Here is a 26,284-nt window from a genome sequence, read left to right on the forward strand (position 1 = left end):
CAGCGGGTCAGGCGGCCAGCAGGGCGCCCGCGCGCGCGTCGGCGACCGCGACCAGCAGACGCTCCAGCGCGAGCCAGCCATCGACGGGATCCACGCCCCAGCGGCCGCGGCCCTTGGCGATGCGGTCGACGCGTCCGGCCTCGGCGACGAAACGCACCCAGCGCGCTTCGGGATGACGCTGCAGCGCGCGCCGGTAGCCGGCCTGGCGGGCATCCCAGATGCGCTGCGCCTTGAATTCGTTGGCCATGTTGCCGCCGCGGGCCTGCACCTGCGCCAGCTGCGCGGCCCGCGCGAGCTCCATGACGACCATGCCCATCAGCGCCGGAATCGCCGCGCCCTCCGCGCGCAGGCCGGCAAGCATGCGGACGACCTGCGCCGGCTGGCCGTTGAGCGTGGCGTCGAGCAGGCGGAACACGTCGAAGCGCGCGGCATCGGCGACCAGCGCCTGCATGCGCGGCCCGTCGAGCGTGCTGCCGTCGGCCAGCAGTGCGAGCTTGTCGACTTCCTGCGCGGCGGCGAGCAGATTGCCGTCGACGCGCTCGGCCAACTGCTGCACGGCGGCGCGGTCGGCGAGCACGTTGCGGCTGCGCAGGCGCGCCTCGATCCAGCTGTCCAGTTCGTGCGGCTTGACCTGCCAGGCGACGACGAGATGGCCGATGCCGGTGATCGCCTCGCTCCACTTGCCGCCATGCTGGCGGCTCCATTCGCCGCCGGTGACCAGCAGGGTCACGTCGGATGGCGGATCGGCGCAGAAGCCGCTGATGACCGCGGCGCCATCCTTGCCGGGCTTGGTCGTCGGCAGGCGGAGTTCGACCAGACGCCGGGAGGCGAACAGGCTCGGCGCGCGGAACGTGGCTTCGACCGCGTTCCAGTCGATGTCGCGGCCTTCGGGCTCGAAGACTTCGCGCTCTGCAACGCCCTGTTCGCGCGCGGCGGCGCGCACCGCATCGGCCGCTTCGAGCACGCGCAGCGGCTCAGGGCCGGCGATCAGATAGGCCGGACGCAACGGCTCGCGCGCGAGCTGCGCGGGCAGGCGTTCGGGCGTCAGTTCCACGAGCGGCGCATATAAATGTGGTCGCAACCGTCCACGAGCAGACTCACTCGCCTGCACGCTCCTGCGGCGTACGGAATACGGCGTCGATGCGACGCAGTATCGACGCACTCATCTCGCGCTCCATCTCCTTCGACAGCAAATCACGTTCGGAATCGGTTCCGATCGATTGCGTCGGTATTGACAGATACGCACGTGCGAGTTCCACAGCCTGCTCAGGCACGATGTCCTGTCCGTCGGCGCCAACCATCGAAAACACGACGGCATAACGCAAGTTGTATTCCTGCGCCCGGCCCTGCGCATCGATGCTCAACGGCGTCGAGGCCCAACGCTCAGATTCGATCCGCAGCGTCGCCACGTCCGTACGACTGGCGCTCGCACGCTGTACACCTGCGCTGTCCAAGGATCGGTTGAGCAACTGCGCGAGACTGCTGTAGCGGTCACGCGCCGTCACTTTCACGGGGCCGAGATCCGGCGGCAGTGTCAGCGCGTTGCGCAGATGGAAACCGCAGGCCGGCAGCAGGAGCACCAGACCGAGAATGGCGAGACGGATCGAAAACGGGCGAAGTCGGTTCATGCGAGGAGTCTGGACGAGGCAGAAGGGGGCGGCAAGCAGCGGTGGGCGGGTAACGGCGACGCCGGGTTCAGCCGGCGACGATGTTGACGATCTTGCCTGGCACGACGATGACCTTGCGCACCATCAGCGCGCCCAGGAACTTCGCGACGTTGGGCTCATTGAGCGCCATCGCCTCGATCGCGTCCTTGGGCAGATCGACCGCGACTTCGATCGTGCCGCGCAGCTTGCCGTTGACCTGCACCGCCAGCGTCAGCGCGTCACGCTCCAGGGCGGCCGGGTCGGCCTGCGGGAAGGTCTGGTCTTCGAGCAGCGTTTCCGCGTGCCCTAGCACCTGCCACAGCGTGTGCGCGATGTGCGGGGTGATCGGGTTGAGCAGCAACACGATGGTCTCGAAGGTTTCCTGACGCAGCGCGCGCGCGTTCGCATCCATCTCGTCGAACTTGCCGACGTGGTTGAGCAGTTCCATCACCGCAGCGATCGCGGTGTTGAAGCTGTGGCGGCGGCCATAGTCGTCGCCGACCTTCTGGATCGCTTCATGCAGCTGGCGGCGCAGGGTCTTCTGCGCGAGCGTGGCAGCGCTGGCATCGAACGCGCCGGCCTCCCCGCCCTGCACATGCTTCTGCACCTGGTTCCACAGGCGGCGCAGGAAACGCGACATGCCTTCGACGCCGGCCTCGTTCCACTCCAGCGACTGCTCGGGGGGCGCGGCGAACATCGAGAACAGGCGCACCGTGTCGGCGCCGTACTTGCCGATCATCGACTGCGGGTCCACGCCGTTGTTCTTCGACTTGGACATCTTCTCGGTGCCGCCGATCGAAACCGGCTGGCCGTCGATCTTCGAGGTCGCGCCGGTGATCCGGCCCTTGTCGTCGCGGGTGATCTCGACATCGGCCGGATTGATCCAGTCCTTGCCGCCGTTGCCCTGCTCCCGATAGAACGTATCGGCAATGACCATGCCCTGGGTCAGCAGGTTGATCACCGGCTCGTCGCTGCGCACCAGGCCTTCGTCGCGCATCAGGCGGTGATAAAAGCGGAAATACAGCAGGTGTAGGATCGCGTGCTCGATGCCGCCGATGTACTGGTCGACCGGCGTCCAGTAGTCGGCACGGTCGTCGACCATGTCGGCGGCGCCCGGCGAGGTGTAGCGCGCGGTGTACCAGCTCGACTCCATGAAGGTGTCGAAGGTGTCGGTCTCGCGTTCGGCAGCGCCGCCGCAGGTCGGACACGTGGTCTTGCGCCACTCGGGGTTGGACTTGATCGGCGACTGCACGACGCCCGGGTTGGCGAAGGCATCTTCGACATCCTCGGGCAGCAGCACGGGCAGTTGGTCCTCGGGCACCGGCACCGCGCCGCAGGCGTCGCAGTAGATCACCGGAATCGGGCAGCCCCAGTAGCGCTGGCGGCTGACGCCCCAGTCGCGCAGACGGAAGTTGACCTTGCGCGCGCCGCGGCTTTCCGCCTCGAAGCGCGACGCCAGCGCATCGAGCGCCTGCTGGAAATCGAGGCCGTCGAACTCGCCGGAATTCACCAGCCAGCCGCGGTCGGTATAGGCACCCTCTTCGGCGATGCGGCGCTCGAACGACTCGACGACCTGCACGGCCGCGCCGGTGTCGTAGACATCCAGCGACGCACCGCCATCGAGTGCGGACTGCATCGGATCGGTATGCGTGGCACGGTCGCGGCCGATTTCCTGCACCGCGTCGCGCACCTCGTCCGGCACGACCACCATCTGGATCGGCAGGCCGTAGGCCTTGGCGAATTCCCAGTCGCGCTGGTCGTGGCCGGGAACGGCCATGACCGCGCCGGTGCCGTAACCCATCAGCACGAAGTTGGCGACCCAGACCGGGATTTCCTTGCCGGTGACCGGATGGATCGCGCGCAGGCCGGTGTCCATGCCGCGCTTGACCTGGGTCTCCAGCTCGGCCTCGGACACGCCGCCGCGGCGCAGGTCGGCGATGAACTCGGCGAGATCCGGATTGGTTTCGGCCGCGCGCATCGCGAGCGGGTGCTCGGCGGCGACGGACACGAAGGTCACGCCCATCAGCGTGTCGGGACGCGTGGTGTAGACGGCGAGTTTGTCGTCGCTGCCGGCGACGTCGAACGCGAACTCCAGGCCTTCGCTGCGACCGATCCAGTTGCGCTGCATGGTCTTGACCGAATCCGGCCAGCCACCCAGCGTGTCCAGACCGTCGAGCAGTTCCTGCGCGTAGGCGGTGATCTTGAGGAACCACTGCGGAATCTCGCGCTTCTCTACCAGCGCGCCCGAGCGCCAGCCGCGGCCGTCGATGACCTGCTCGTTGGCGAGCACGGTCTGGTCGACCGGATCCCAATTGACGACCGAGTTGCGGCGATACGCCAGGCCCTTCTTCATCAACCGCACGAACATGCGCTGCTCGTGGACGTAATAGTCCGGCGCGCAGGTGGCGAATTCGCGGCTCCAGTCGATCGCATAGCCCAGCGACTGCAGCTGGCTGCGCATGTGCGCGATGTTGGCGTAGGTCCACTTGGCCGGCGCGGTCGCGTTCTTGATCGCGGCGTTCTCGGCCGGCAGGCCGAACGCGTCCCAGCCCATCGGCTGCAGCACGTTCTTGCCGATCATCCGCTGGTAGCGGCTGATGACATCACTGAGCGTGTAGTTGCGCACATGGCCCATGTGCAGCGCGCCCGACGGGTACGGCAGCATCGACAGGCAGTAGTACTTGGGCTTGTCGGCCCGTTCCGTGACCTCGAACGCGCGGGTCGACGTCCAGAAATTCTGGGCATCGGATTCCACCGGGGTGGGCTGGTAGGCGTTGGGATCGACGACGACGGGTTCGCTGGACACGGACTGCGTTCTGCATGCGGAGGACAGCCGGCAAGCCTACCGCAGGGCCGGGGGCGCCGCCACGCACACCGGGCCGCGGCAGGCCCGATCTGACGCCGGCCATATCCCGCAGCTACAATTCCACATCGCTTTGCCGAGTCTGCTCGTTGCCCGCTTCGTCCTCCCGATTCAAGGCCTACCGGCTGCCTGCGTTCGCGCTGGCGCTGGCGCTGCTGTTGGTGACGGGCGCGGCGAGCGTACTGGGCGTCAACAATCTGCGCGCGAGCAACGCCTGGATCGAGCACACCTATCAGGTGATCAACCGGATCGAGGTCGTCGACCAGCTTGTGCGGAGCAGCGAGGCCAGCGCGCGCGCCTACCGCCTGACCGGTCATGCCGATTTCCGCCGGGAGTATCTGCGCGTGGTGCCGGGCGTCGAGCGCGAGGTCGACGCGCTGCTTGCGCTGACAAAGGACAACCCGATCCAGGGCGCACGCGCGCGGGCGCTACAAGCGCTCGTGCAGACACACATGGAGGAGTTGCAGCGTCTCCACGACATCCAGGAGATGTTCGACATGGAGGCGGCACGCATCGCCACCAACGCGACCCGCACCTTGACCCAGTGGCGCCGTATCGAAGGGGTCAGCAATCAGATGCGTGTGGAGGAACGGCGCCTGCTTGCCGAGCGCGAGGCGCGCAGCGAACAGGCGGGTCTGTGGCTGACCGTGCTGGTCGTGCTGGGCACGCTGCTGTCCGGCGGCTTGATGATCTGGTTGATGTGGAACGTGACGCGCGAGAACCGGCGCGCGCGCATGCTGGAGCGCGAGGCACGCGATGTCGCGCACGGCATGGCGCTGACGATGGCCAGGGTCGACAAGCTGTCGGAGCAGCGGCATCGGCTGAGCCAGTATTCGGGGCTGCTGCAGAGCTGCGAAACCCGCGACGAGATCATGAAACTGACCGCCGACTCCGTCCTGGGATTGATCCCCGGTGCGAGTGGGCAGTGCTACCTGCTGCGCGCCTCGCAGAACTTCTATGAAAGCATCGCGACCTTCGGTGGCGACGTCATCAGCAGCGCCGACCTGCTGCTGCCCAACCAGTGCTGGGCATTGCGACGCGGCCAGCCGCACATCCTGACTGCAGGCGCGATCGGCATGCGCTGTGACCATCTGGATGCGAACGCCGCTCTGACTACAACCTCCAGCCTGTGCCTGCCGCTGGTCGCACAAGGCACCTCGGTCGGGCTGTTGCATATCAGTGTGCCGCTGGAGGGAGACCCGGAAGACAGCGACGCCGAGATCGTGGCGCAGATCGCCGAGCAGCTGGGTCTGGCGATCGCGAATCTGCAGTTGCGCGAAACGCTGCGCACGCAGTCGCTGCGAGATCCGCTGACCGGCCTCTTCAACCGTCGCTACCTCGAAGAAAACCTCTCCCGCGAACTGCAGCGCTGCGAGCGTCGCAATCTGCCGCTGTCGGTGCTGATGCTCGACGTCGATCACTTCAAACGCTTCAACGATACCCACGGTCATGCCGCAGGCGACGCACTGCTGAGCCAGGTCGGCCGCCTGATCCAGGCCAAGGTCCGCAGCGAAGACATCGCCTGCCGATACGGCGGCGAGGAGTTCACGGTGGTCATGCCGGAGATGGACGCCGAAGGTGCCTGCCAGCGTGCAGAGGCGATCCGCCGCGAGATCGAGGTCGCGACCGTATTGCATTTGCGCCAGACGCTCGGGCCAGTCACGGTGTCGATCGGTATCGCCACATATCCGGCAGACGGCACGACCCCCGAACTGCTGCAGCAACTGGCGGACGCTACCCTGTACCGGGCCAAGGCCGAAGGGCGCAACCGCGTACTGCACGTCTCGCACGTGTCCTGACCTCACCCACGCCGCGCGTCCGCGTGCTTCAATCGGGATCTGTCGTCATTTTCCGGACACCCGCATGACCCGTCGCCTCCGCACTCCGTCGCCCACCATGTTGGCCGGCCTGTTGCTTCTGCCTGTTGGCGCAGCCTCCGCGGCCCAGACAGCCGTGCACTGCGAGCGCCTGTTCGATGCGCGCAGCGGCCGCGTGCTCGGCGAGCACACGATCCTCGTCGAGAACGGCACGATCCGCGAAGTGATTCCAGGGCGCGCAAAGCTGCAGGATGGCGTTGAATCCATCGTGCTCGGCGACCGCACCTGTTCGCCCGGCTGGACCGACCTGCACGTGCACCTGGGCTCGCAGTCGAGTCCGGCGAGTTATTCGGAAGGCTTCCGCCTCGATCCGGTGGACTACGCGTTCCGCGCGGTCGGCTATGCCGAAAAGACGCTCTCCGCCGGCTTCACCACCGTGCGCGATCTCGGCGGCGAGGTCAGCCCGCACCTGCGCGACGCGATCAATCAGGGCATGGTGCCGGGGCCGCGCATCTTCGCGGCCGGCAAGTCCATCGCCACGACCGGCGGCCACGCCGATCCGAGCAACGGCTACAACTCGATGCTCTCGCACCTGCTGGGTCCACCCGGCCCGACCGATGGCGTCATCAATTCCGTCGACGATGCGCGCCAGGCCGTGCGCCAGCGCTACAAGGAAGGCAGCGACGTCATCAAGATCACCGCCACCGGCGGCGTGCTGAGCTACGCGCGCAGTGGCGACGCGCCGCAGTTCACCGTGGACGAAGTGCAGGCGATCGTCGACACCGCGAAGGACTACGGCTATCGCGTCGCCGCGCATGCGCACGGCACCGAAGGCGTGAAGCGTGCAGTGCTGGCCGGCGTGACGAGCATCGAGCACGGCACGCACATGGACGACGAGGTCATGCGGCTGATGAAGCAGCGCGGCACCTGGTATGTGCCGACGATCTATGCCGGCCGCTTCGTCGCCGACAAGGCGAAGGAGCCGGGCTATTTCCCGGAAGTCGTGCGCCCGAAGGCGGCAACGATTGGCGCGCAGATCCAGGACACCGCCGCGCGTGCGTATCGCGCCGGCGTGCCGATCGCGTTCGGCACCGATCAGGGCGTCGGCCCGCACGGCGACAACGCGCGCGAATTCCTCTACATGGTCGAGGCCGGCATTCCGGCGGCGTACGCGTTGCAGTCGGCGACGCTGCATGCAGCGACCGTGCTCGGCGTCGACGACCAGGGCGTCATCGAACCTGGCAAGCGCGCCGACATCATCGCGATGCCAGGTGACCCGGTCGCCGACATCAATGCGGTGATGGGCGTCGATTTCGTCATGACGGCCGGCCGCGTGCATCGCAGCCCGTCCGCGGACATCCCCGCGGACGATTGAGCCACGCCAAAGCGCTCCCTGTAGTCGCGCGCTTGCGCGCGATGAGCGTTGCCTGTGGAGCCTCACTGCGCGCAAGCGCGCGCCTGCACAGGACATTCCTACATCAGCGTAAGGACGGCAGGCGCCATGCCAGCAGCAGCGTCCAGCTCCACCAGCACACCAGCACCACACGCGCACCGATCTGATCGCCGAACAACGACGGCACCAGCAGGCACAGCGCCACCAGCGCGAAAATGACCAGCGACGGCCAGCGCACCGCGCACAGTGCGATGCCGGCCAGCAGCGCACCCGCACCGAACGCCAGGTTCCAGACCATCCACGCCGTGGCGTGCCAGCGGCTGGCGCCGGCATCGAGTTCGTTCGGGTCCAGGGCCAGAAGCCCCTGCGCGGCGAACGCCAGCGCGGCCAGCAGCAGCAGCCGCAGCGCGATGCCGGCGCCGAGCCCCGCGTCCGGCAGCGCCGCGCGCAGGCGCAATGCGGCGAACGCGATGACGAGACCCGGCCCGATCCACGCCAGCAGATTGAACAGCCACGCCATCGGCATGCCGCGCGCGCCCGACCACGCCAACGGCGCGCCCGCGGGCACGGCAGTCATCACCGCGAACAGCAACAGCGCCAGCAGCGTGCTGACGTGCGCGCCGGCGACCAGCGGCCGCACGCCGCTCATGCCGCCCACCGGAAGACGCCTTCGACACCGGTACCGAAGGTCCGCGCGATCCGGAACGCGAGTTCCAGCGACGGCGCATAGCGCCCCGCTTCCAGCGCAATGATCGTCTGCCGCGTGACGTGGCAGGCATCGGCCAAGGCTTGTTGCGTCATCTCGCCATGCTCGAAGCGCAGACGGCGGATCTCGTTGGCAATGGGGGTGCCGGTCATGCGGCGCGGCTCATCGACGATCCCGCCAGTACAGCATCGCCGCGCGCCATTGGCCGACAGCATTGGCAATGAAAAGCGCCATGAACACCGCTGCCACGGTGGCACGCGCATCAGGATCGAGGCTTGAGTAATAGGAAACGAGCGCATACACCGCAGCGCCCACCACGATCAGCGCCTCCATCGCTCGCTTCGCCCAGCGCGTGCCCTCTGACTGGATCGCGCGGTCCCGTTCGTCCTCCACGACACCGCGATGACGCGCCCGCTCGGCCAGACGGCGTTTCCGGAATGCAGGTGCGGCCACGACCATGCCGCCGTACCAGAACAACATCAGGTAGGGCCACCAGCCATCCCCGAGCCGTCCTGCCGCAATCATCTGCAGAAAGATCACCGCAGCGAGAAAGCCCTGAGCCAGGATCCAAGCGTCGCTTTCGGCGGGCGAAGGCTCTTCGCCATCGGCCGACATCCGCGTGCTTCGCCATGCCAGCCCCGCCACGTACACCAGCAGAATCAGCACGGGCCCAAGCGTCAGCGCCCGGATGGCCGGGTCTCTCGCGACAAACAGGATGCCGAAGCCGAGGAACGCAGCCGTCGGCCAGATCGCGGACCAGACAGAGACTCGCCCGACCGTCCCAGTACGGGCACTCGAGATTTGCATCCTGATCGACTCCACCAGCACAACGTAAAAAATAATTTACATCTCGACCAAGGGATGTCAACTATTTTTGACATGGTTGTATCCTGCCGATCCGTCGCCATCCTTCGGGATCGCGCCCGGCGCACCCTTCTTCAACGGATCCCCGCATGCTTCTCGACGGCAACGCCCCCGCCCCCGATGCACGTCCCCACGTCTTCGACGCGACCACCGCGACGTTCGAAACCGACGTCCTGCAGGCCTCGATGCAGACCCCGGTCCTGATCGATTTCTGGGCCGAATGGTGTGGACCGTGCAAGTCGCTCGGCCCGGTGCTGGACAAGCTGGCGGCCGAGTACAACGGCGCGTTCGTGCTGGCCAAGGTCGATGTCGACAAGGAACAGCAGATCGCGGCCGCGTTCCAGATCCGCTCGGTGCCGACGGTGTTCCTGCTGATCGGCGGCCAGCCGGTCGACGGCTTCCCAGGCGCACTGCCCGAAGGCGATATCCGCGAATTCCTGAAGAAGCACGGCATCGAGCCCGCCGAGGGCGACGCTGCCGAAGCGACCGAAGCCGCACCGCTGGACCCGGCTGCCGAAGTCGCGCGCCTGCGCGACGCGGTCGTCGCCGAGCCGGACAAGTCCGAACTCAAGCTCGACCTCGCGCTCGCACTGCTGCAGACCGGCGCGACGCAGGACGCCGAGACGCTGCTCGACGGCCTGCCGGCGAACCTCTCCACCGACGACCGCGCAGTGAAAGCACGCGCGCGTCTCGGCTTCGCCACCGTGCTGGCCGGCGCGCCGTCGACCGATGCGCTGCAGGCGACGATCGACGCCGATGCCGGCGATCTGCGGGCGCGCCATCTGCTCGGCGTGCAGCACATCGTCGCCGGCAACACGGAAGCCGGCCTTGAACAGTTCATCGAACTGCTGCGTCGCGATCGCGATTTCGACGAGGGACTGCCGCGCAAGGCGCTGATCGATGCGTTCCGCATCATCGACGATGCCGAACTCGTCGGCCGCTACCGCCGCAAGATGGCATCGCTGCTGTTCTGATCCGGCGCGCCTCCGGGCGCGTCCGTACAGCGGCGTATGGCAAGATCGGCGTCCCCTCGCCGATCGCCCGCCCATGACGCCACGCCGCTTCCGCCTGCTGATGAACCTGTGGCCGCCGTTCCTGTTTTCGGGCATCCGCGTGACCCGGATCGACGACGGCTTCCGGCACGCGCGTGTCGAACTGCGCCAGCGCTGGTTCAACCGCAATTACGTCGGCACGCACTTCGGCGGCAGCCTGTTCGCGATGACCGATCCGTTCTGGATGATCATGACGCTGCGCGCCCTCGGCAAGGATCACGTGGTCTGGGACAAGGCCGGCGAAATCGAGTTCATTCGTCCCGGCCGCGGCACCGTGCACGCGGCCTTCGATCTCGACGACGCGACGGTCGAGGCGATCCGCGCCGTCACCGCCGACGGCAGCAAGCATCTGCACTGGTTCACCACCGACGTCCTTGATGCCTCGGGCGAACTAGTCGCCCGCGTGCGCAAGCAGGTCTACGTGCGCCGCAAGCGGCGCAGTGGTCAGTCCGAGGCCGCGGTCGATTCGACGAGGTAGGCCGGCAACGGCAGCGACCAGGTAGCACCGCGGCTGGTGTCGTACTGCGCAATCTCCAGTGAACGTCCATCCGCGGTGACCGAGATGTCACGCGCGGGGCTGCGCAGGTCTGCGGGGCGGCGTGCGAGACGTTCGGCGAGCGTGCCGGTATCGGGCTGCTCGCGCAGCCAGGCGAGCGTGGCCAGGACTTGCAGGCGCGCGTTCTGGTCCTGGGCGCGCAGAGCGTAGATGTCGTATGCAGTACCTACGGTGTCACCCAGAATGCAGCCAGCACTGTTGGCGATGCATTCGAAACGACGCCAGATCGGAACCGGGCCAGTGCTGAAGCTGGGGTGCTGGTCCGTCTGCAGGGTGAGCGACTGCGCCGCGCACGGCGCAAACATCTGCTCGGCAATGATGGCGCGATAGCCCTCACGATCGAGCACCAGCCAGCTCCATGCGTTGTGTTCGCGCATCTCCGGCATCCACTCGGCGATGCCCATGCTCCACGCCAGTTCCCCGCGCATGGCTGGACAGATCGAACCCTCCGCGGCGATTGGAGCGGCGAGCGCGGCTCGGCACCTGGAAGGCAGCGGCATGTCGCGTGGCAGGTGGGCCATCATCCGGGCCAACAGCGCGCCGTACCCATCAGTCGTGAGCGCAATGCCCATCATCCGCATGATCAGCGTGTCGCTCTGCACGCCGATGCGCCGCCAGGCTGCAAGATCCCGGCAGGTCGCAGCGACGGCGTCCAGCTGATCCCCCTTCGCGAACCGCACCGCATGCGCAGTGAGCGGCCATCCCAGCAGCGTGAACGAGGGGGCTGGCACATTCGGATCAGGCGGCAGACGCCAGGCATGGTGGTCATAGGCCGACAGCGCCTCGACCCGCTGGATCAGACGAGCATTGGCGAGCACCAACGCAGCGTAATCGTCGAGCGCAGCGTCCACTTTTTCGAGGCAGTCCGAGCCGTTGAATCCGCACGGCTGAACACCAAGCCCGAGAGGATTCAGGTCAGGATACCGGGCGGCGGTGGTGGTGAATGACGCAGGCACTTTTCGCTGACGTGACGCTTCCGCCAGGGCTTTCATGTCGGCATCGGCCACTGAAGCGACATCCGCATCCGGTACGTCGTAACGCAGCACCCAAACCGCATCGAAGGCATTGCGCCCCGCGAACGCGTTCGGTGCTTCCCAACGCGCCAGCGCCGCGCGCTGTTCCGGCGTCGGCCCACGCAACCGCGACCACGTCCACAGCGCCGCCAGCACCAGCACCACGACCAGCAACCCCACACCCAACCGCTTCAACCAGCGCATGCCGCTTCCCCTGATCCGCGTCCTGCGGACCGGCAGTCTGCCACTGCGGCGGCGAGCATTCGAGACGGCCGACCCGCGCGCTCGCCTCGAGTCATAAGGCGCGACAGGTATCCTGTCTACCGCGACAGCCCCTGTTCCCGACGCATCGACGCGCTCGTTCGCGTGCTTGCGCCACGCCAGCAGATCCACGCCCGCCTCCACCGTCCTGAATGCCCGATGCTCCGACTCACCGACCTCAAACTGCCCCTCGACCACGACGATGCCGCGCTGCCCGCGGCGATCGTCGCGCGCCTGGGCATCCACGCCGACGAACTCACCGGCTTCACCGTCGCCAAGCGCAGCTACGACGCGCGCCGGCGCGGGGCGATCGTGCTGATCTATTCGGTCGACGTCGACACGCCGCGCGAGGCGGACATCCTGCAGCGGCTGGCGCTCGATCCCGAAGCCGCGGCCGCAGGCGATCAGGGCGATGGCGCCGTGGCCAGTGGCAGCGGCAAGGTCGGCGCATCGCCGGACACTTCGTACCGCTTCGTGGCGCGCGCCAGCGATGCAATGCCGCTGCGCCCGCTGGTGATCGGCACCGGTCCCTGCGGCTTGTTCGCGGCGCTGGTGCTCGCGCAGATGGGGTTCCGGCCGATCGTGCTGGAGCGCGGCAAGGCCGTGCGCGAACGCACCGTGGACACCTTCGGGCTGTGGCGGAAGAAGGTGCTCAATCCCGAATCCAACGTGCAGTTCGGCGAAGGCGGCGCCGGCACGTTCTCCGACGGCAAGCTCTACAGCCAGATCTCCGACAAGCGTCATCACGGCCGCAAGGTGCTGACCGAGTTTGTCGCCGCGGGCGCACCCGACGAAATCCTCTATGTCAGCAAGCCGCACATCGGCACGTTCCGGCTGGTGTCGATGGTCGAGCACATGCGCGCGACCATCGAATCGCTGGGCGGCGAGATCCGCTTCTCCAGCCGCGTCGACGATCTGCTGGTCGAATCCGATGCCGATGGCGTGCGCCATGTGCGCGGCGTGACCCTGGCCGACGGCGAAGAGATCCGCAGCGATCACGTGGTGATGGCGCTGGGCCACAGCGCGCGCGACACCTTCGCGATGCTGCACGCACGCGGCGTGTTTCTCGAAGCGAAACCCTTCTCCATCGGTTTCCGCATCGAACACCCGCAGTCGCTGGTCGACGCTGCGCGCTTCGGCCCGCAGGCCGGTCATCCGCTGCTCGGCGCGGCCGACTACAAGCTGGTGCACCACGCGCGCAACGGACGCTCGGTCTACAGCTTCTGCATGTGCCCGGGCGGCACTGTGGTCGCGGCCGCCAGCGAACCGGGCCGCGTGGTGACCAACGGCATGAGCCAGTACTCGCGCAACGAACGCAACGCGAATGCAGCGATCGTCGTCGGCATCACGCCCGAGGATTACCTCCCCTACGCGCCAGAAGGCGGACCGCTGGCCGGCATCGCGCTGCAGCGTCACTGGGAGTCGAATGCGTTCGCGCTGGGTGGCGGCGAGTACGAAGCACCGGGCCAGCTGGTCGGCGATCTGCTCGTCGGGCGCGCGTCGAGTGCGTTCGGCAGCGTGGTGCCGTCGTATACGCCCGGCGTGCGTCTGGGCGATCTGTCGGGCGCACTGCCCGAGTACGCGATCACCGCGATCCGTGAGGCGCTGCCGGCCTTCGATCGCCAGCTGCGCGGATTCGCGATGCACGATGCGCTGCTGACCGGTGTGGAAACGCGCACGTCATCGCCGTTGCGCATCACTCGTCATGCCGACGGCCAGAGCTTGAACACGCGCGGCCTGTTTCCGGCCGGCGAAGGTGCGGGTTACGCCGGCGGCATCCTGTCGGCAGGCGTGGACGGCATCAAGGCGGCGGAATCGGTGGCGATGGCGATGGTCGCCGCCGGGCACGCACGCGCAACCTGAGGCCAATCGCCTCGCACGCCGCGAAAACGAGCGCGTCGGATCCGGAAACGCATCACACCGTTTTCCGGCGCGCCGTCGGTATGCTGTGCGACGCACAGGGGGAACCATGCCGTACACGCCAACCGGGCCCGATTCGACGGTCTTTCCGGACATCGCCGGTTATCGCCTGCTGCGTATCGTCGGGCACGGCGGCATGGCCACGGTCTATCTCGGTACGCAGTTGTCGCTGGGCCGCGACGTGGCGATCAAGATCATGCTGCCCGAAGCGCTGGCCGACGAAGTGAGCCGGCGCCGCTTCGAGAATGAAGCGCGCACGATCGCCCGGCTCGAACACCCCAACATCGTCGGCATTCACGAAGTCGGCCGCACCGATGCGGGCCTGCCCTGGTATGCGATGCCGTATCTGCCACACGGCCATCTGGGCAACCGCGATCTCACTGGCGACCACGCCCGCGTGCGCGAGGTGCTGCGCGCATTGTTGTCGGCGCTGGCGTATGCACATGCGCGCGGCGTGATCCATCGAGACGTCAAGGCCGAGAACGTGCTGTTCGACGAAGCCGACCGGCCGCTGCTCGCGGATTTCGGCATCGCCCTGCGCCGCGGTTATGGCACGCGCGTCACGATGGTCGGGCTGGCTGTCGGCAGCACCGCCTACATGGCGCCCGAGCAGGCGCGCGGCCAGCAGGTCGACTTCCGCGCCGATCTCTACAGCGTCGGCGTGCTGGCCTGGGAGATGCTCAACGGCAGCCTGCCGTATCAGGGCGAAGACGCGCTGTCGATGGCGATCGCGCATACCCAGAATCCGATTCCGCGCCTGCCGCCGCCGCTGCGTCACTGGCAGCGTTTCATCGATCGCGCCCTGGCCAAATCGCCCGGGCGCCGGTTCGCCGACGCCAACCAGATGCTGCAGGCGCTGGCACAGGTGCCGCAGCGCGATGGCAAGCGTGAGCCGGTCATCACCGGCACGCTGCGGCGCCTCGGCGAAGGCGCCCGCCGCATCGGCGATGGCGCGCGGCAGGTGTCGCCGATGTTGTGGATTCCAGCCGTGCTGGTCGCCGCAGCCGGCATCGGATTTCTGCTACGCCCGTCGAATGCACCCGATCTCGAGCCGGCGGCGCCGCGGCAGGCGCTCGCCGCTGGCGGTGCAGCGGCGCCGGTCGATATCGAAGGGCTTGCCCACGACGATCCACGCGCACCAGCCGCCGCGGTCGCAGCGGGCGAACCCGCGACACTGAAGGCTGCGCCGGTATCCGCGTCGGACCGTCATCTCGCCGATGCCGAGCGCCAGTTGCGCGCCGGGCAGCTGGCCGCACCCGCTGGCGCGAACGCGTTCGAATCGCTGACCCGGGCTTGGCAGGCCGATCGCGAGCATCTGCGCTTCGCGCCGCTGTCCGGCCGCGCGCTCGATGCGGCGGGTGCGCGCGCCACCGCGCTGATCACCAAGGGCGACCACGTGGATGCCAGCGCGATCCTCGGCGCGGCGCGCCAGCACGCGTCCGCCACCGGCCAGGCCGATGGTGACGCAATGGGCCGTTTGCGCACCCGCATCGATGGCGCACTCGAAGATCGCATCCAACAGGCGGTCACCGATGTCGACCGCAGCGAGGCCGTGGCGAGCCTGGCGTCGGCAGAAGCCGTGGGGCTCGATGCCGCCGCCACGTCCCGCCTGCGGCGACAGGCCATGACCATTCCCGATGTCGCGGCGCTGGCCGCCCGCGTCGCTGGCGGCGCGCGCGTGATCCGCAGCAACGACGGCGTGTATGCCATCTCCAATGCACCGGTCAGCCGCGCGGATTACGGCGCCTTCGTCACGGCGACCGGCCACAAGTCGGCTTCATGCCGTGCGCGTGGTTCGGTGCTCCGTGCACTGTCGTCGAAGGACTGGGAAGACCCTGGTTTCGACCAGTCACCGACCGACCCGGTGGTCTGCGTGTCCTGGCACGACGCCGTGGAGTACGCCCGCTGGCGCAGCGAGCGTGAGGGCCGCAGCATCGTCGTCGCATCGACCGCGCAAGGCGCCAGTGTCGCCACGCGCGCGGTCGGTCCGGCCGAATGGCGCAGCGATTGCGCGGCCGCATGCAAGGACCGTATCGCCGCCGGCCGCAGCCAGCGCGACGAACTCACGAGCCGCGCACTCGATCCGCGTCGCGGTTACGACGACGTCGGCTTCCGGCTCGCGCATCTGCCCTGAATCAAGCAGTCAATCGACTGTGGCCGCGCCCCACGCTTCCGCAGTTCAGTCGTGGGGCGCATCATGTTGCGTCCCCCACCCCGCCCGCGGATGCCAATGAGTGCCCACACCCTGGGCGGACGCCTGCAGCGTCTGTTCCTCACCGGTCTGTTGACCCTGCTGCCGATCTGGCTGACCTGGATTGTGGTCAAGTTCGTCTTCGTACTGCTGTCCAACATGAGTACGCCCTGGGTCGCGCCGCTGGCGCACCGGATCGCCGCGGGTTTCCCGAATTCCATGGGCTGGGCGAATGCCGCGTCCGTGCAGGCCACGATTGCGATGCTGGCGACCATCGCGCTGATCCTCGGCGTGGGCTGGCTCGCGCGTCGCGTCATCGGCCAGCGGATGCTCTCGTGGGTGGACGCACTGGTGCGCCGGATTCCGTTGGCGAACGTGATCTATTCCAGTGCGCGCAAGCTGCTCGACATCCTGCAGACCAAGCCCGACGGCACCCAGCGCGTCGTGCTGATCGACTTTCCGCATGCCGAGATGAAATCGGTGGGATTCGTGACACGCGTGATCCGCGAACACGGCACCGGCCGCGAACTCGCCGCGGTCTACGTACCGACCACGCCGAACCCGACATCGGGCTACCTGGAAATCGTGCCGCTGGAGAAGCTCACGCCCACCGACTGGACCGTCGACCAGGCGATGAGCTTCATCATTTCGGGCGGCGCGGTCGCGCCGGACACGATTCCCTTCGACCCGCCGCCGCCGGCGCCCCGCGCCTCGGCGCCCGAAGGCACGCCCGCGCCCTGAGTCCGTGACCTCCGGCCCTTGCCGGTTGCGCACCGTGTTCGCCAGCATCGACCCCACTACCCACTGGAGCCCGACATGCAACAGCCGCTCGTTCTCGCCATCGCCGTCGCGATCGCCGTCGGCGGCGGACTCGCCGGCTGCAACCGTGATGCGCCCGCGCAGACTGCGGCGGCCACGGTCGCCGAGGTACCGGCCGAAGATGCCGCAGCGCGTGCCGCGCGGCTGACCACGCTGTATGCCGAGTACTGGGAAGAGGTGCTCAAGCTCAACCCGGTCCAGGCGACCTTCCAGGGCGATGCGCGCTACAACGATCAGCTGCCGGACTTCGGCAGCGCCGAGTACCGCGAACAGCTGCGCAGCTTCAACGCGCGCTGGCTCAAGACCGTCGAGGCGGTCGGCAGCGAAGGCCTGCAGGGCCAGGATCTGCTGAGCTATCGCATCTTCGTCGACGAGCGTCGCAACACGCTCGACGGTGAACGTTTTCCCGACTGGATGATGCCGGTCAACCAGATGGGCAGCATCGTCAGCTACTCGGTGCTGCTGGGCTCGGGTTCGAACGCGCAGCCGTTCGCCAACACCGCCGATTACGACGCCTGGCTGCGCCGTGCCGCACGCATCCCGGTGTTGCTCGACACCGAGATCGCGAACATGCGCGCCGGCATCGAGGCCAATGTCGTGCAGCCGCGCGTGGTGATGGAGAAGGTGCTGCCGCAGTTCGACACGATCCTTGTCGACGACGTGGAAAAGAGCCCGTTCTGGGGCCCGGTCACGAAGTTCCCGGACGACATGCCCGCCGCCGATCGCGAGCGCCTGACAGCTGCGTTCCGCACGCTGATCACCGACCAGCTCAATCCCGCGATCCAGCGCCAGCGCGACTTCATCGCCAACGACTACCTGCCGCATACGCGCGACAGCGTGGGCCTCGACGCGCTGCCCGACGGCATGGCCTGGTATGCGTTCTCGGCCAGGCAGCAGACCACGTCCGACCTGACGCCCGAAGCGATCCATCAGATCGGTCTGGACGAAGTGGCGCGCATCCACGAGCAGATCCGCGGCGTGATGGCGGAGACGAACTTCGAAGGCTCGCTGCAGGATTTCTTCCGCTTCATGCAGACCGATCGCCGCTTCGAGTTCCGCTCCGAGGACCAGCTGCTCGCGCATTACCGCGACATTGAACAGAAGATCGAGGCGAAGGTGCCCGAGCTGTTCTCGCTGACGCCGAAGGCCGGGTTCGAGATCCGTCCGATCGAAGCCTTCCGCGCCGCGTCGGCCGCGGGCGGCGAATACATGAGTCCCAGCGAGGACGGCAGCCGTCCGGGCATCTTCTACGTCAACACCTTCGATCTGCCCACGCGCAAGCGCTGGGACGCCGAAGACCTGTTCCTGCACGAGGCGATTCCCGGCCATCACTTCCAGCTCGCGCTACAGCAGGAGCTCACCGACCTGCCCGCGTTCCGCCGCTTCGGCGGCGAGACCGCGTACATCGAAGGCTGGGGCCTGTACGCCGAAAGCCTGGGCAAGGAACTCGGCCTCTACACCGATCCCTACGATTACTTCGGTCGTCTGCAGGGCGAGCTGTGGCGCGCGGTGCGCCTGGTCGTCGACACCGGCCTGCACAGCAAAGGCTGGACCCGCCAGCAGGTGCTCGACTACATGTTCGAGAACTCGTCGGTCAGCGAGCCTGATGCGGTCGCCGAAGCCGAGCGCTACATCGCATGGCCGGGCCAGGCGCTGGCCTACAAGATCGGCGAACTCAAGATCCAGGAATTGCGCAAGCGCAGCGAGGCCGCGCTCGGCGAGGCATTCGACATCCGGGAATTCCACGCCGAAGTGCTGAAGGATGGTGCGCTGCCGTTGCCGCTTCTGGAGGCGAAGATCGACGCGTGGATCGCGGAGCGGAAGGGGCGTGTGGATGCGCAGCCGGTGACGGCGGCGCCTGCTGACGTGGCGTCGTAGAGCTGGATTTTCGGTGGGCGGACCGGAGCGATCGCTGAGGGACCTTGCAATACTTCGAAGCCCGTCATCCCAGCGAACGCTGGGATCCATCTTCGCGGTAATGCCTCAGATCAAAATGGGCCCCAGCGTTCGCTGGGGCGACAGTGGACCGCGCGTAGAAGCCTTCCACGCTGAAGGCGCCGATTGGATTCCCGGGCGCCTCTCCATCGTTTGGAACAGCCGGACTTCGCTCTGCTTATGCGCACGAGTCGCTGGATCCCGGCGTCCGCCGGGATGACGGAGTAGTGGATGTCGTCATCCCGGCGAAAGCCGGGATCCAGCGACTTCGACTTGCCAACAGTGATCGGTCACTCCGAACGCCGCGACGCGCAAGGTGCGCCCCTGCCGCACCGCCGCTTGCCCTCCTCCATCCGTCAAGCGATGCTGCACGCCGGCCCGCGACGGGGAGGCGCCATGATCCGCACGATGTTCTCGGTGATGCTCGGCATGGTCGTCGCGTTGATGGTGATGCTCGGCCTGGAATTTGTCGGCTCGTGGATGTTCCCGATGCCCGCCGGGCAACTCGTCAACGAGGCGGACCTCGCGCAGATCGTCGCCAATGCGCCGATCGGCAAGCTCGTCTGGGTGCTGTGCGGCTGGTTGCTCGCCGCGGTGTGCGGGGGCTGGGTCGCGGCGCGGCTCGCACGCGTGCGCCGCATGAGTGCTGCGATCGCGGTCGGTGTGCTGATCGTGCTCGGGGTGATCGGCAATGCCTGGATGCTGCCGCATCCGCTGTGGATGACCCTGCTCGGCGTGATCGGGCCGATCCCGCTCGCCTGGTGCGGTGGCCGGCTCGCACTGCGGCGTGATCGCGCCGACGCGCCCGCTTAAGACAAAGGACGTTCCATGCAGGCATCGCTGCTGACCACATTGCTGTTGCCGCTCGCGCTCGGCGTGATCATGTTCGGCCTCGGCCTCGGCCTGACGCTCGACGATTTCCGCCGCGTCGCACGCTATCCGCGCGCAGTGCTGATCGGGCTCGCACTGCAGATCGGCGTGTTGCCGTGGGCGGCGCTCGGGCTCGCGCTGCTGTTCCGGCTGCCGCCCGAACTCGCGGTCGGCCTGATGCTGCTGGCCGCATCGCCGGGCGGCGCGACCGCCAACATCTACAGCCACATCGCGCGCGGCGACGTCGCGCTCAACATCACCCTGACCGCGGTCAACAGTGTGCTGTGCCTGATCACGCTGCCGGTCATCCTCAACCTGTCGCTGGAATTCTTCCTCGGCGCCGGTCAGTACGTGCCGCCGCCGACGCGCAAGATCGTCGAGGTCGCGCTGATCATCCTGCTGCCGGTCAGCATCGGCATGCTGGTGCGCGCTTTCGCCAGCGGATTCGCCTCGCGCATGGAAAAGCCGATCCGGTTGCTGTCGGTGATCGTGCTGGTGCTGCTGATCATCGCGGCCGTCGCCGGCACCTGGGACACGCTGCTGGCGTACTTCGCCGCGGTCGGCATCGCCTGCCTGCTGTTCAATCTGGTCAGCATGGGGGCCGGCTACGCGGCGCCGCGGGCGCTGAAACTGCCGCGGCGACAGGCAATCGCGATCGCGATGGAGATCGGCATCCACAACGGCACGCTGGCGATCTTCATCGCGCTCAGCGTGCTCGGTAACGCGACGATGTCGGCGCCGGCCGCGGTTTACAGCCTCCTGATGTTCTTTACTGCCGCCGCCTTCGCCGCGTGGCTCAACCGGCCCGGCGCGCGCGACGAGAACGCGACGGCCTGAAGCGGTTGCAGGACGCGGCATACGCGGCAGACTGTGCGTCCGCCTGTCGCTGGAAGTCCGATGCGCCCGTCCCTGCCCGTCTGTTCGTTCGCCACCTGTCTGCTGTCGGCGGCGCTGTCCGCCAGCGCCGCGGAGCCGCCGCTGCCGCAACTCGAGGCCTACACAGTCGATGCGTCATGGCGGCAACCGATCGCGCCTGTCCGCATCGCCGACCGCACCTGGCAGATCGGTACCGAAGGGCTGACCGCACTTCTGGTGATCACGGACGGGGGCGCCGTGCTGATCGATGGCGGCATGCCGCAGGCTGCGGATGCGCTGCTGGCGAACATGGAACGGCTGAAGGTCGCGCCCGAAGACCTGCGCCTGCTGCTGTCGAGCCACGCGCACGCCGACCACGCCGGTCCGTTCGCCGCGCTCAAGCGCCGCACCGGCGCGCACCTCGTCGCCAATGCCGAGTCGGCCGCGCTGTTCGCGCGCGGCGGCAGTGACGATCTGCACTTCGGCGACGAGATCACGTATCCCCCGGTGCAGACCGACCGCATCGTCATGGATCACGAAGTCGTGTCGCAGGGCGGCACCGATTTCACGGTGCACTTCATTCCCGGCCACACGCCCGGCAGCGTCGCGTGGACCTGGACCGATACCCGCGATGGCCGCCCGGTGCGTATCGCGTATGTCGACAGCCTCAGTGCGCCGGGATACCGGCTGCAGGGCAATCCGCGATACCCGCGGCTGGTCGAGGACTACCGGCGCTCGTTCGAGGTGGTCCGCGGCCTGCCCTGCGATTTGCTGCTGACGCCGCATCCCGGTGCGAGCAACTGGAATTACGCGGCCGGCAATACGGCGGGCGCGGACGCGCTGACGTGCGCGGCGTATGCGGATGGCGCGCAGACGCGATTCGACGCGCAGCTCGCGGAAGAACAGGCGAAGTCACGTTGAGCGCGTGATCGAAAAGTGGGCATCGACGATCGCCCGTTCGTTCGATCGAATGTGGGGTGACGGGTTTCGCTGCGCTCTACCCATCCTGAAAACCGTTCGAAACAGAAGGCCCCGCATCTGCGGGGCCTTCTGCGTTGGGTCAAGCGATGCGTGGACTCACTCGCCGCTGCCGAAGGTCCCGTAGGTCTTCAGCTGCTCGGCGACGGCCGCATCGCCGACCACCACGATGCTCTGCTGCTTCGGGTCGAAGAACTCGCGCGCGACCGACTGCACCTGCGCCGCGGTGACGTTGTTGACCTTGTCGACGTAGGTGCTGAGGTAGTCGGCCGGCCGTCCGAGCAGCCAGTTGCCGGCGAGCGCGGACGCGACCGCGTACTGCAGCTGGTTCTGGAACAGGTAGGTGCCGGCGGTGAAGCGTTTGGCGCGCTGCAGTTCGTCGGCCGGGACCGTCTGCTCGCGCATCTGCTCGAACTCCTTGAGGAATTCGCCGATCGCGGCCCCGGTCACTTCGTTGCGCACATCGGCCTGGGCCTGGAACGATCCGCCCTCCGCGCGCAGGCCGAAGCTGCTGCCGGCGCCGTAGGTGTAGCCCTTGTCCTCGCGCAGATTGCGCATCAGCCGGCTGTCGAAGCCGCCGCCGAGGATCGTATTGGCCAGCGCTGCGGGAATCGCGCGGTCGTCGTCGGCATCGAAGGCCGGGCGACCGATGCGCACCGCCGACTGCACGCTGTTCTGGCGCGGCACCAGCACGAACTGCGGGCCCTTCGGATACGCCGGCGCGGCGACCTCGGCGATCGGATCGCCGCTGCCCTGCCAGTTGCCGAACATCGACTCGGCCAGCGCCTTGGCCACGTCCGGCGTCACCGGCCCCGCGATCACCAGCAATGCGTGGTCGGGCCGGAAGCGCGCGGCATGCGCGGCCTGCAGGCCGGCGATGTCGGTGCCGTTGATCGCGGCTTCGGTCGGCAGCGTGTTGCCGTAGGGATGATCGCCGAACAGCACCCGGCCCATCGCGCGATTGGCCTGGTAGCTCGGCTGCGCCTCCGCGGCCTTGAGGCCCTGCAATGCGTTGGTCTTCGCCAGCTGCACTTCGTTGGCCGGGAACGCCGGGTTGCGCACCACGTCGGCGAACAGCGCCGCCAGCGGCTGCGCCGACGACGACAGTCCGGACGCGCTGACGAACAACCCGTCGTTGCTTGCAGTCGCGCCGATCGAGCCGCCGAGGCGATCGAGTTCCTCGGCGATCTGCACCGAGCTGCGTGTGGCGGTGCCTTCGCGCAACAGGCCGGCGAGCAGGTTCGACATGCCCGGCAGCTGCGCCGGATCACTGGCGAGACCGCCGCGTACGGCCAGCACGTAGTCGACGCGCGGCAGGCCGCCCTGGCGCGGCAGCACCCAAACGGTCAGCCCGTTGTCGAGCGTGTGTTCGACGAGGCCGAGTTCGGGCAGCGGCTTGTCGGCGCCGTAATCGGGAAGACCCGCCGGCAGTTCGGTCGGCGGCACGGTGGCGGGCGGTGCGCCGGCGGCGGCCGGCTGCTGCGCGTAGGCCGCGCTGGCGAACAGGCAGGCGCCGAGCGCCAGTGCGAGCGGACGCATGCCGCGGGTCGGAATGTGGTGCTTGTCCATGTCGATCTCCTCAGTCCTGCGCCGGTGCGGCAGCAGGCGCCGGCGCAGCCGGCGGGGCGATGCCGCGCGCAGGCGCCATCGCGGCGGGCACGCGATCGATGACGGTGCGGTTGGCATCGGTCAGATAGGTCTTCGCCACACGCTGCACGTCGGCGACGGTCACCGTCTGCACCCACTCGGGGACCTTGTTGAGCGTCTCCGCATCGCCCCACAGCAGCTGCGCCTTGGCGAGCTCGTCGGCGCGCGAGATGAAAGGCTCGAGACCGTTGACGTAATCGGCGAGCAGCTTGGTCTTGGCGGCGGCCAGCGTCTCGGCCGGCACGCCCTCGGCAACGATGCGCGCGACTTCCTCGTTGACCGCGCCCAGCACCGCGTCCGGCTCGACGTTGGGCTTGTACAGCGCGAACAGGGTCAGCAGCGTCGGACCGTCGTAATCCCAGGCGTGACCCAGCGGCCAGCCCAGGCCGCCGTCGATGTTGAGCAGTTGCTCGCGGCCCTTGACCAGCCCCTGATAGAGGCGCGAGGCATCGCCGCCGGCCAGCAGCTGCGACAGCACCGCCATCGGCGCGTGATCGGCGTGGCCGCGCGCGGGCATCTTCCAGCCCACCGCGAGTGCCGGCACCTGCGCCAGCGCATCGCCCTGTGCTTCGCGCTTGCCTTCGGTGTTCAGCGGTTCGGACACGTCCGGACGCGCAGGCGTCGCACGCGACGGGATGTCGCCGAAGTATTCCTCGACCAGTGCGAAGGCTTCTTCGGCCGAGATGTCGCCGGCGATGCCAATGACCGCATTATTCGGGCCGTAGTAATCGCGGTGGAACGATTCGACATCGGCGAGCGTCGCGCCTTCGAGATCCTTGAAGCTGCCGTAGCCGTCATGCGCGTTCGCCCACTTGGAGAACGCCAGCCGGTTGATGTCGAACACGAAGAACAGGCCGTAGGGCTGGTTCTGCACGTTGACGCGGATCTCTTCCTTGACCACATCCTGCTGGTTCTTGAGGTTCTGCTCGGAGAAATCCAGCGTCTTCATGCGGTCCGCTTCGAGCCACAGGATCGGCGCGAGCGCGGACACCGGCGCGGTCTCGATGTAGTTGGTGTAGTCGGGACGCGTGGAGCCATTGAGCCGGCCACCGCCGCCCTGGATCACGCGATCGAAGGTGCCCTTGGGCGCGACCGGCGTGCCCTGGAACATCAGGTGTTCGAACAGGTGCGCGAATCCGGTGCGGTTCTCTGGCTCCAGGCGCATGCCCACGTGATAGACCACGCTGACGCCGACGGTCGGCGAACTGCGGTCTTCGGACACGACGACGGTCAGGCCGTTGTCGAGCTTCCTGGTTTCGATCGGCAGACGCCAATCGGCCTGTTGCGCGGCCGCGGGCGCGGCCAGCATCGCGAGCAGCACGCATGTGCCACCCAGTCCTGCGAGTCGTTTCATGGTCGGTTCCCTGTCCGCCCCGCTCCCCGGGGCACGGACTCCGACTATAAGTCGCGGCGCGACGGCTGCGCGTGCCGCTGGTCACGCGCAACGCGACATCGGGATCCACGTTGCCGCGCCATTGCAGCGGGCAGACGCGCCCTACTGCTTGCGCGCGTCGACGTCCGCGTCCACGTCGTCGAGTCCGACATTGCTGCGCGCCGACTCGTAGATCTCGCGGTCCAGCAATCCGGTCTCGCGTGCGACGAGTACCGGCACTAGCATCTGCCCGGTGACGTTGGTCATCGTGCGCATCATGTCGAGGATGCGGTCGATCGCCAGCAACAGGCCCAGGCCTTCGAGCGGCAGGCCGGCCGCAGACAGCACCACCGTCGCCATGACCACCGCCGTACCCGGCACGCCCGCGGTGCCGAAGCTGCCGAGCACCGAGGCCAGCAGGATCGCCGCGTACTGGGCGAAGCTCAGTTCGATGCCGAAATACTGCGCGATGAACACCGACGCGAGCGTGGGATAGATCGCGCCGCAGCCGTCCATCTTGATCGTCGCGCCCAGCGGCACGGCGAACGCGGCGTAGTCGCGATTGACGCCGAGGTTGTGGGTCACGCTGCGCAGCGCGACCGGCATCGACGCCAGGCTCGACGAACTGACGAACGCGACCTGCATGCCGGGCGCGGCGCCGCGGAAGAACTTAAGCGGGTTGAGCCCGTGCGCCAGCAGCAAGCCGCCGTAGACGAACACGATGTGGATCGCGCAGGCGACGTAGAGGGCGATGACGAAACTGCCGAGCGGCAGCAACTTTTCAAAACCGTAGGTACCGACCAGCGCGGCGATCAGGCCGAAGGTGCCGATCGGGGTGATCTCGAGTACGAAGCGCGTGACCTGGATCATGGCGTCACTCGCCTGTCCGACCAGCGCGCGCAGCGCGGCGACCCGTTCGCCCAGCTTCACCAGCGCGAAGCCGAGCAGGCCGGCGAAGAAGATCACCTGCAGGATATTGCCGTTCGACAACGCCGCAAACGGATTGGTCGGCACCACGTTGAGCAGCACCTCGACCGGCGTCGGCACTTCGCGCACCATGTAATCCGCGGCCGGCATCAGCGAACCCGCCTCGATGCTCAGGCCCGGATTGAAGGTGTAGGCGACGGCGAAGCCCACGCCGACCGCGAGCACCGCGGTCGCGGCGAACCAGCCGAAGGTGCGTCCGCCGAGCGCAGCGATCGACTGCTGCCCGTGCAGCGCGGCGACCGCATTGATCACCGCGAAGAACACCAATGGCACCGCGATCATGCGGATCAGATTCACGTACAGCGTGCCCAGCGGCTGCAGCCATGTCCCGGCTGCCGGCCCCATCAGCCAGCCGACCAGCGCCCCGAGCACGAATGCGCCCAGCACCCGCTGCCAGAACGGGATCCGGAACCACCAGGCCAGAGCATTCATTCGAGGGTTGTCCGCGACATCAACAGGCGACGATACGTGACGCCATCCATGTTGGCGATGCCGGCGCCAGGACGCCAGCGTCCCAGATACAGAACGATGGGCGCGGT

At 67.7% G+C, this 26,284-nt stretch carries 21 protein-coding genes; 11 read left to right on the plus strand and 10 right to left on the minus strand.

The window, feature by feature from the left end; translation table 11 throughout:
• Positions 1-7: 7 nt before the first annotated feature.
• From holA to leuS, 3 genes are all read right to left on the minus strand, one after another.
• Entirely contained in the window at positions 8-1,054 is a 1,047-nt protein-coding gene (gene holA, locus ACZ9YD_RS00435; protein WP_465073162.1) for a DNA polymerase III subunit delta, read from the minus strand.
• Between the two features lie 43 nt (positions 1,055-1,097).
• The gene (locus tag ACZ9YD_RS00440; protein ID WP_465073163.1) at positions 1,098-1,628 is read right to left on the minus strand and encodes an LPS-assembly lipoprotein LptE; all 531 of its coding nucleotides are present in this window, start codon (positions 1,626-1,628) and stop codon (positions 1,098-1,100) included.
• 67 nt (positions 1,629-1,695) lie between these two features.
• Positions 1,696-4,452, minus strand: a complete 2,757-nt coding sequence (gene leuS / locus ACZ9YD_RS00445) for a leucine--tRNA ligase (protein WP_465073164.1) — start codon at positions 4,450-4,452, stop codon at positions 1,696-1,698.
• A 146-nt stretch (positions 4,453-4,598) separates the two neighbouring features.
• On the opposite strand from leuS, the gene ACZ9YD_RS00450 reads away from it, so the two are divergent.
• Together ACZ9YD_RS00450 and ACZ9YD_RS00455 are read left to right on the plus strand one after the other, a co-directional pair.
• A complete protein-coding gene (locus ACZ9YD_RS00450) occupies positions 4,599-6,308 on the plus strand; it encodes a sensor domain-containing diguanylate cyclase (protein WP_465073165.1) in 1,710 nt (569 codons plus the stop codon).
• Between the two features lie 64 nt (positions 6,309-6,372).
• Complete coding sequence (locus ACZ9YD_RS00455) at positions 6,373-7,701, plus strand: metal-dependent hydrolase family protein (protein ID WP_465073166.1); 1,329 nt, start codon at positions 6,373-6,375, stop codon at positions 7,699-7,701.
• 103 nt (positions 7,702-7,804) lie between these two features.
• Here ACZ9YD_RS00455 and ACZ9YD_RS00460 read toward each other — a convergent pair whose 3' ends face one another.
• From ACZ9YD_RS00460 to ACZ9YD_RS00470, 3 genes are read right to left on the minus strand one after another with little or no spacing between them, the layout of a single operon-like run.
• Positions 7,805-8,368: a hypothetical protein gene (locus tag ACZ9YD_RS00460; RefSeq protein ID WP_465073167.1), complete on the minus strand. Its 564-nt coding sequence runs from the start codon at positions 8,366-8,368 to the stop codon at positions 7,805-7,807.
• Positions 8,365-8,577, minus strand: coding sequence for a helix-turn-helix transcriptional regulator (locus ACZ9YD_RS00465; protein ID WP_465073168.1), 213 nt, complete (start codon positions 8,575-8,577; stop codon positions 8,365-8,367). The genes ACZ9YD_RS00460 and ACZ9YD_RS00465 overlap by 4 nt, the downstream gene beginning before the upstream one ends.
• A gap of 10 nt (positions 8,578-8,587) precedes the next feature.
• Positions 8,588-9,232: a hypothetical protein gene (locus ACZ9YD_RS00470; RefSeq protein ID WP_465073169.1), complete on the minus strand. Its 645-nt coding sequence runs from the start codon at positions 9,230-9,232 to the stop codon at positions 8,588-8,590.
• Between the two features lie 146 nt (positions 9,233-9,378).
• Here ACZ9YD_RS00470 and trxA point away from each other — a divergent pair, with 146 nt between their 5' ends.
• Positions 9,379-10,263 carry a thioredoxin gene (trxA, locus tag ACZ9YD_RS00475; RefSeq protein ID WP_465073170.1) on the plus strand — a complete coding sequence of 295 codons (885 nt, stop codon included), beginning with the start codon at positions 9,379-9,381 and terminating at the stop codon, positions 10,261-10,263.
• A gap of 73 nt (positions 10,264-10,336) precedes the next feature.
• Positions 10,337-10,819 (plus strand): DUF4442 domain-containing protein, encoded by a 483-nt coding sequence (locus tag ACZ9YD_RS00480; protein ID WP_465073171.1) that lies wholly within the window; start codon positions 10,337-10,339, stop codon positions 10,817-10,819.
• Here ACZ9YD_RS00480 and ACZ9YD_RS00485 read toward each other — a convergent pair.
• Positions 10,786-12,114: a hypothetical protein gene (locus ACZ9YD_RS00485; protein WP_465073172.1), complete on the minus strand. Its 1,329-nt coding sequence runs from the start codon at positions 12,112-12,114 to the stop codon at positions 10,786-10,788. The two genes, ACZ9YD_RS00480 and ACZ9YD_RS00485, sit on opposite strands and share 34 nt — an antisense overlap.
• 216 nt (positions 12,115-12,330) lie before the next feature.
• On the opposite strand from ACZ9YD_RS00485, the gene ACZ9YD_RS00490 reads away from it, so the two are divergent.
• From ACZ9YD_RS00490 to bla, 7 genes are all read left to right on the plus strand, one after another.
• Positions 12,331-14,034, plus strand: a complete 1,704-nt coding sequence (locus ACZ9YD_RS00490; RefSeq protein WP_465073173.1) for an NAD(P)/FAD-dependent oxidoreductase — start codon at positions 12,331-12,333, stop codon at positions 14,032-14,034.
• Between the two features lie 106 nt (positions 14,035-14,140).
• On the plus strand, positions 14,141-16,225 hold the full coding sequence (locus ACZ9YD_RS00495) for a protein kinase domain-containing protein (protein ID WP_465073174.1): 2,085 nt from the start codon (positions 14,141-14,143) through the stop codon (positions 16,223-16,225).
• Positions 16,226-16,321: 96 nt separating this feature from the next.
• A complete protein-coding gene (locus tag ACZ9YD_RS00500; RefSeq protein ID WP_465073175.1) occupies positions 16,322-17,023 on the plus strand; it encodes a DUF502 domain-containing protein in 702 nt (233 codons plus the stop codon).
• Between the two features lie 75 nt (positions 17,024-17,098).
• Complete coding sequence (locus ACZ9YD_RS00505; protein ID WP_465073176.1) at positions 17,099-18,979, plus strand: DUF885 domain-containing protein; 1,881 nt, start codon at positions 17,099-17,101, stop codon at positions 18,977-18,979.
• A 453-nt stretch (positions 18,980-19,432) separates the two neighbouring features.
• A complete protein-coding gene (locus ACZ9YD_RS00510; protein ID WP_465073177.1) occupies positions 19,433-19,849 on the plus strand; it encodes a hypothetical protein in 417 nt (138 codons plus the stop codon).
• A 15-nt stretch (positions 19,850-19,864) separates the two neighbouring features.
• Positions 19,865-20,743, plus strand: a complete 879-nt coding sequence (locus ACZ9YD_RS00515; RefSeq protein ID WP_465073178.1) for a bile acid:sodium symporter family protein — start codon at positions 19,865-19,867, stop codon at positions 20,741-20,743.
• Between the two features lie 60 nt (positions 20,744-20,803).
• Positions 20,804-21,682, plus strand: coding sequence for a subclass B3 metallo-beta-lactamase (gene bla, locus ACZ9YD_RS00520; protein ID WP_465073179.1), 879 nt, complete (start codon positions 20,804-20,806; stop codon positions 21,680-21,682).
• A gap of 156 nt (positions 21,683-21,838) precedes the next feature.
• On the opposite strand, the gene ACZ9YD_RS00525 is transcribed toward bla, so the two are convergent.
• From ACZ9YD_RS00525 to ACZ9YD_RS00535, 3 genes are all read right to left on the minus strand, one after another.
• Positions 21,839-23,308 carry a M16 family metallopeptidase gene (locus tag ACZ9YD_RS00525; protein ID WP_465073180.1) on the minus strand — a complete coding sequence of 490 codons (1,470 nt, stop codon included), beginning with the start codon at positions 23,306-23,308 and terminating at the stop codon, positions 21,839-21,841.
• Between the two features lie 10 nt (positions 23,309-23,318).
• Positions 23,319-24,740, minus strand: a complete 1,422-nt coding sequence (locus tag ACZ9YD_RS00530) for a M16 family metallopeptidase (RefSeq protein ID WP_465073181.1) — start codon at positions 24,738-24,740, stop codon at positions 23,319-23,321.
• Between the two features lie 141 nt (positions 24,741-24,881).
• A complete protein-coding gene (locus tag ACZ9YD_RS00535) occupies positions 24,882-26,177 on the minus strand; it encodes a dicarboxylate/amino acid:cation symporter (RefSeq protein ID WP_465073182.1) in 1,296 nt (431 codons plus the stop codon).
• Between the last annotated feature and the right edge of the window lie 107 nt (positions 26,178-26,284).

This window comes from Luteimonas sp. AC640a (assembly GCF_979256585.1).

What these genes read in the sequence shown, in the direction of transcription:
- ACZ9YD_RS00440 (WP_465073163.1), bottom strand. Translation starts at nt 1,628, where the DNA reads ATGAACCGACTTCGCCCGTTTTCGATCCGTCTCGCCATTCTCGGTCTG.
- ACZ9YD_RS00455 (WP_465073166.1), top strand. Translation starts at nt 6,373, where the DNA reads ATGACCCGTCGCCTCCGCACTCCGTCGCCCACCATGTTGGCCGGCCTG.
- ACZ9YD_RS00460 (WP_465073167.1), bottom strand. Translation starts at nt 8,368, where the DNA reads ATGAGCGGCGTGCGGCCGCTGGTCGCCGGCGCGCACGTCAGCACGCTG.
- ACZ9YD_RS00465 (WP_465073168.1), bottom strand. Translation starts at nt 8,577, where the DNA reads ATGACCGGCACCCCCATTGCCAACGAGATCCGCCGTCTGCGCTTCGAG.
- ACZ9YD_RS00470 (WP_465073169.1), bottom strand. Translation starts at nt 9,232, where the DNA reads ATGCAAATCTCGAGTGCCCGTACTGGGACGGTCGGGCGAGTCTCTGTC.
- trxA (WP_465073170.1), top strand. Translation starts at nt 9,379, where the DNA reads ATGCTTCTCGACGGCAACGCCCCCGCCCCCGATGCACGTCCCCACGTC.
- ACZ9YD_RS00480 (WP_465073171.1), top strand. Translation starts at nt 10,337, where the DNA reads ATGACGCCACGCCGCTTCCGCCTGCTGATGAACCTGTGGCCGCCGTTC.
- ACZ9YD_RS00485 (WP_465073172.1), bottom strand. Translation starts at nt 12,114, where the DNA reads ATGCGCTGGTTGAAGCGGTTGGGTGTGGGGTTGCTGGTCGTGGTGCTG.
- ACZ9YD_RS00490 (WP_465073173.1), top strand. Translation starts at nt 12,331, where the DNA reads ATGCTCCGACTCACCGACCTCAAACTGCCCCTCGACCACGACGATGCC.
- ACZ9YD_RS00495 (WP_465073174.1), top strand. Translation starts at nt 14,141, where the DNA reads ATGCCGTACACGCCAACCGGGCCCGATTCGACGGTCTTTCCGGACATC.
- ACZ9YD_RS00500 (WP_465073175.1), top strand. Translation starts at nt 16,322, where the DNA reads ATGAGTGCCCACACCCTGGGCGGACGCCTGCAGCGTCTGTTCCTCACC.
- ACZ9YD_RS00505 (WP_465073176.1), top strand. Translation starts at nt 17,099, where the DNA reads ATGCAACAGCCGCTCGTTCTCGCCATCGCCGTCGCGATCGCCGTCGGC.
- ACZ9YD_RS00510 (WP_465073177.1), top strand. Translation starts at nt 19,433, where the DNA reads ATGATCCGCACGATGTTCTCGGTGATGCTCGGCATGGTCGTCGCGTTG.
- ACZ9YD_RS00515 (WP_465073178.1), top strand. Translation starts at nt 19,865, where the DNA reads ATGCAGGCATCGCTGCTGACCACATTGCTGTTGCCGCTCGCGCTCGGC.
- bla (WP_465073179.1), top strand. Translation starts at nt 20,804, where the DNA reads ATGCGCCCGTCCCTGCCCGTCTGTTCGTTCGCCACCTGTCTGCTGTCG.
- ACZ9YD_RS00525 (WP_465073180.1), bottom strand. Translation starts at nt 23,308, where the DNA reads ATGGACAAGCACCACATTCCGACCCGCGGCATGCGTCCGCTCGCACTG.
- ACZ9YD_RS00530 (WP_465073181.1), bottom strand. Translation starts at nt 24,740, where the DNA reads ATGAAACGACTCGCAGGACTGGGTGGCACATGCGTGCTGCTCGCGATG.
- ACZ9YD_RS00535 (WP_465073182.1), bottom strand. Translation starts at nt 26,177, where the DNA reads ATGAATGCTCTGGCCTGGTGGTTCCGGATCCCGTTCTGGCAGCGGGTG.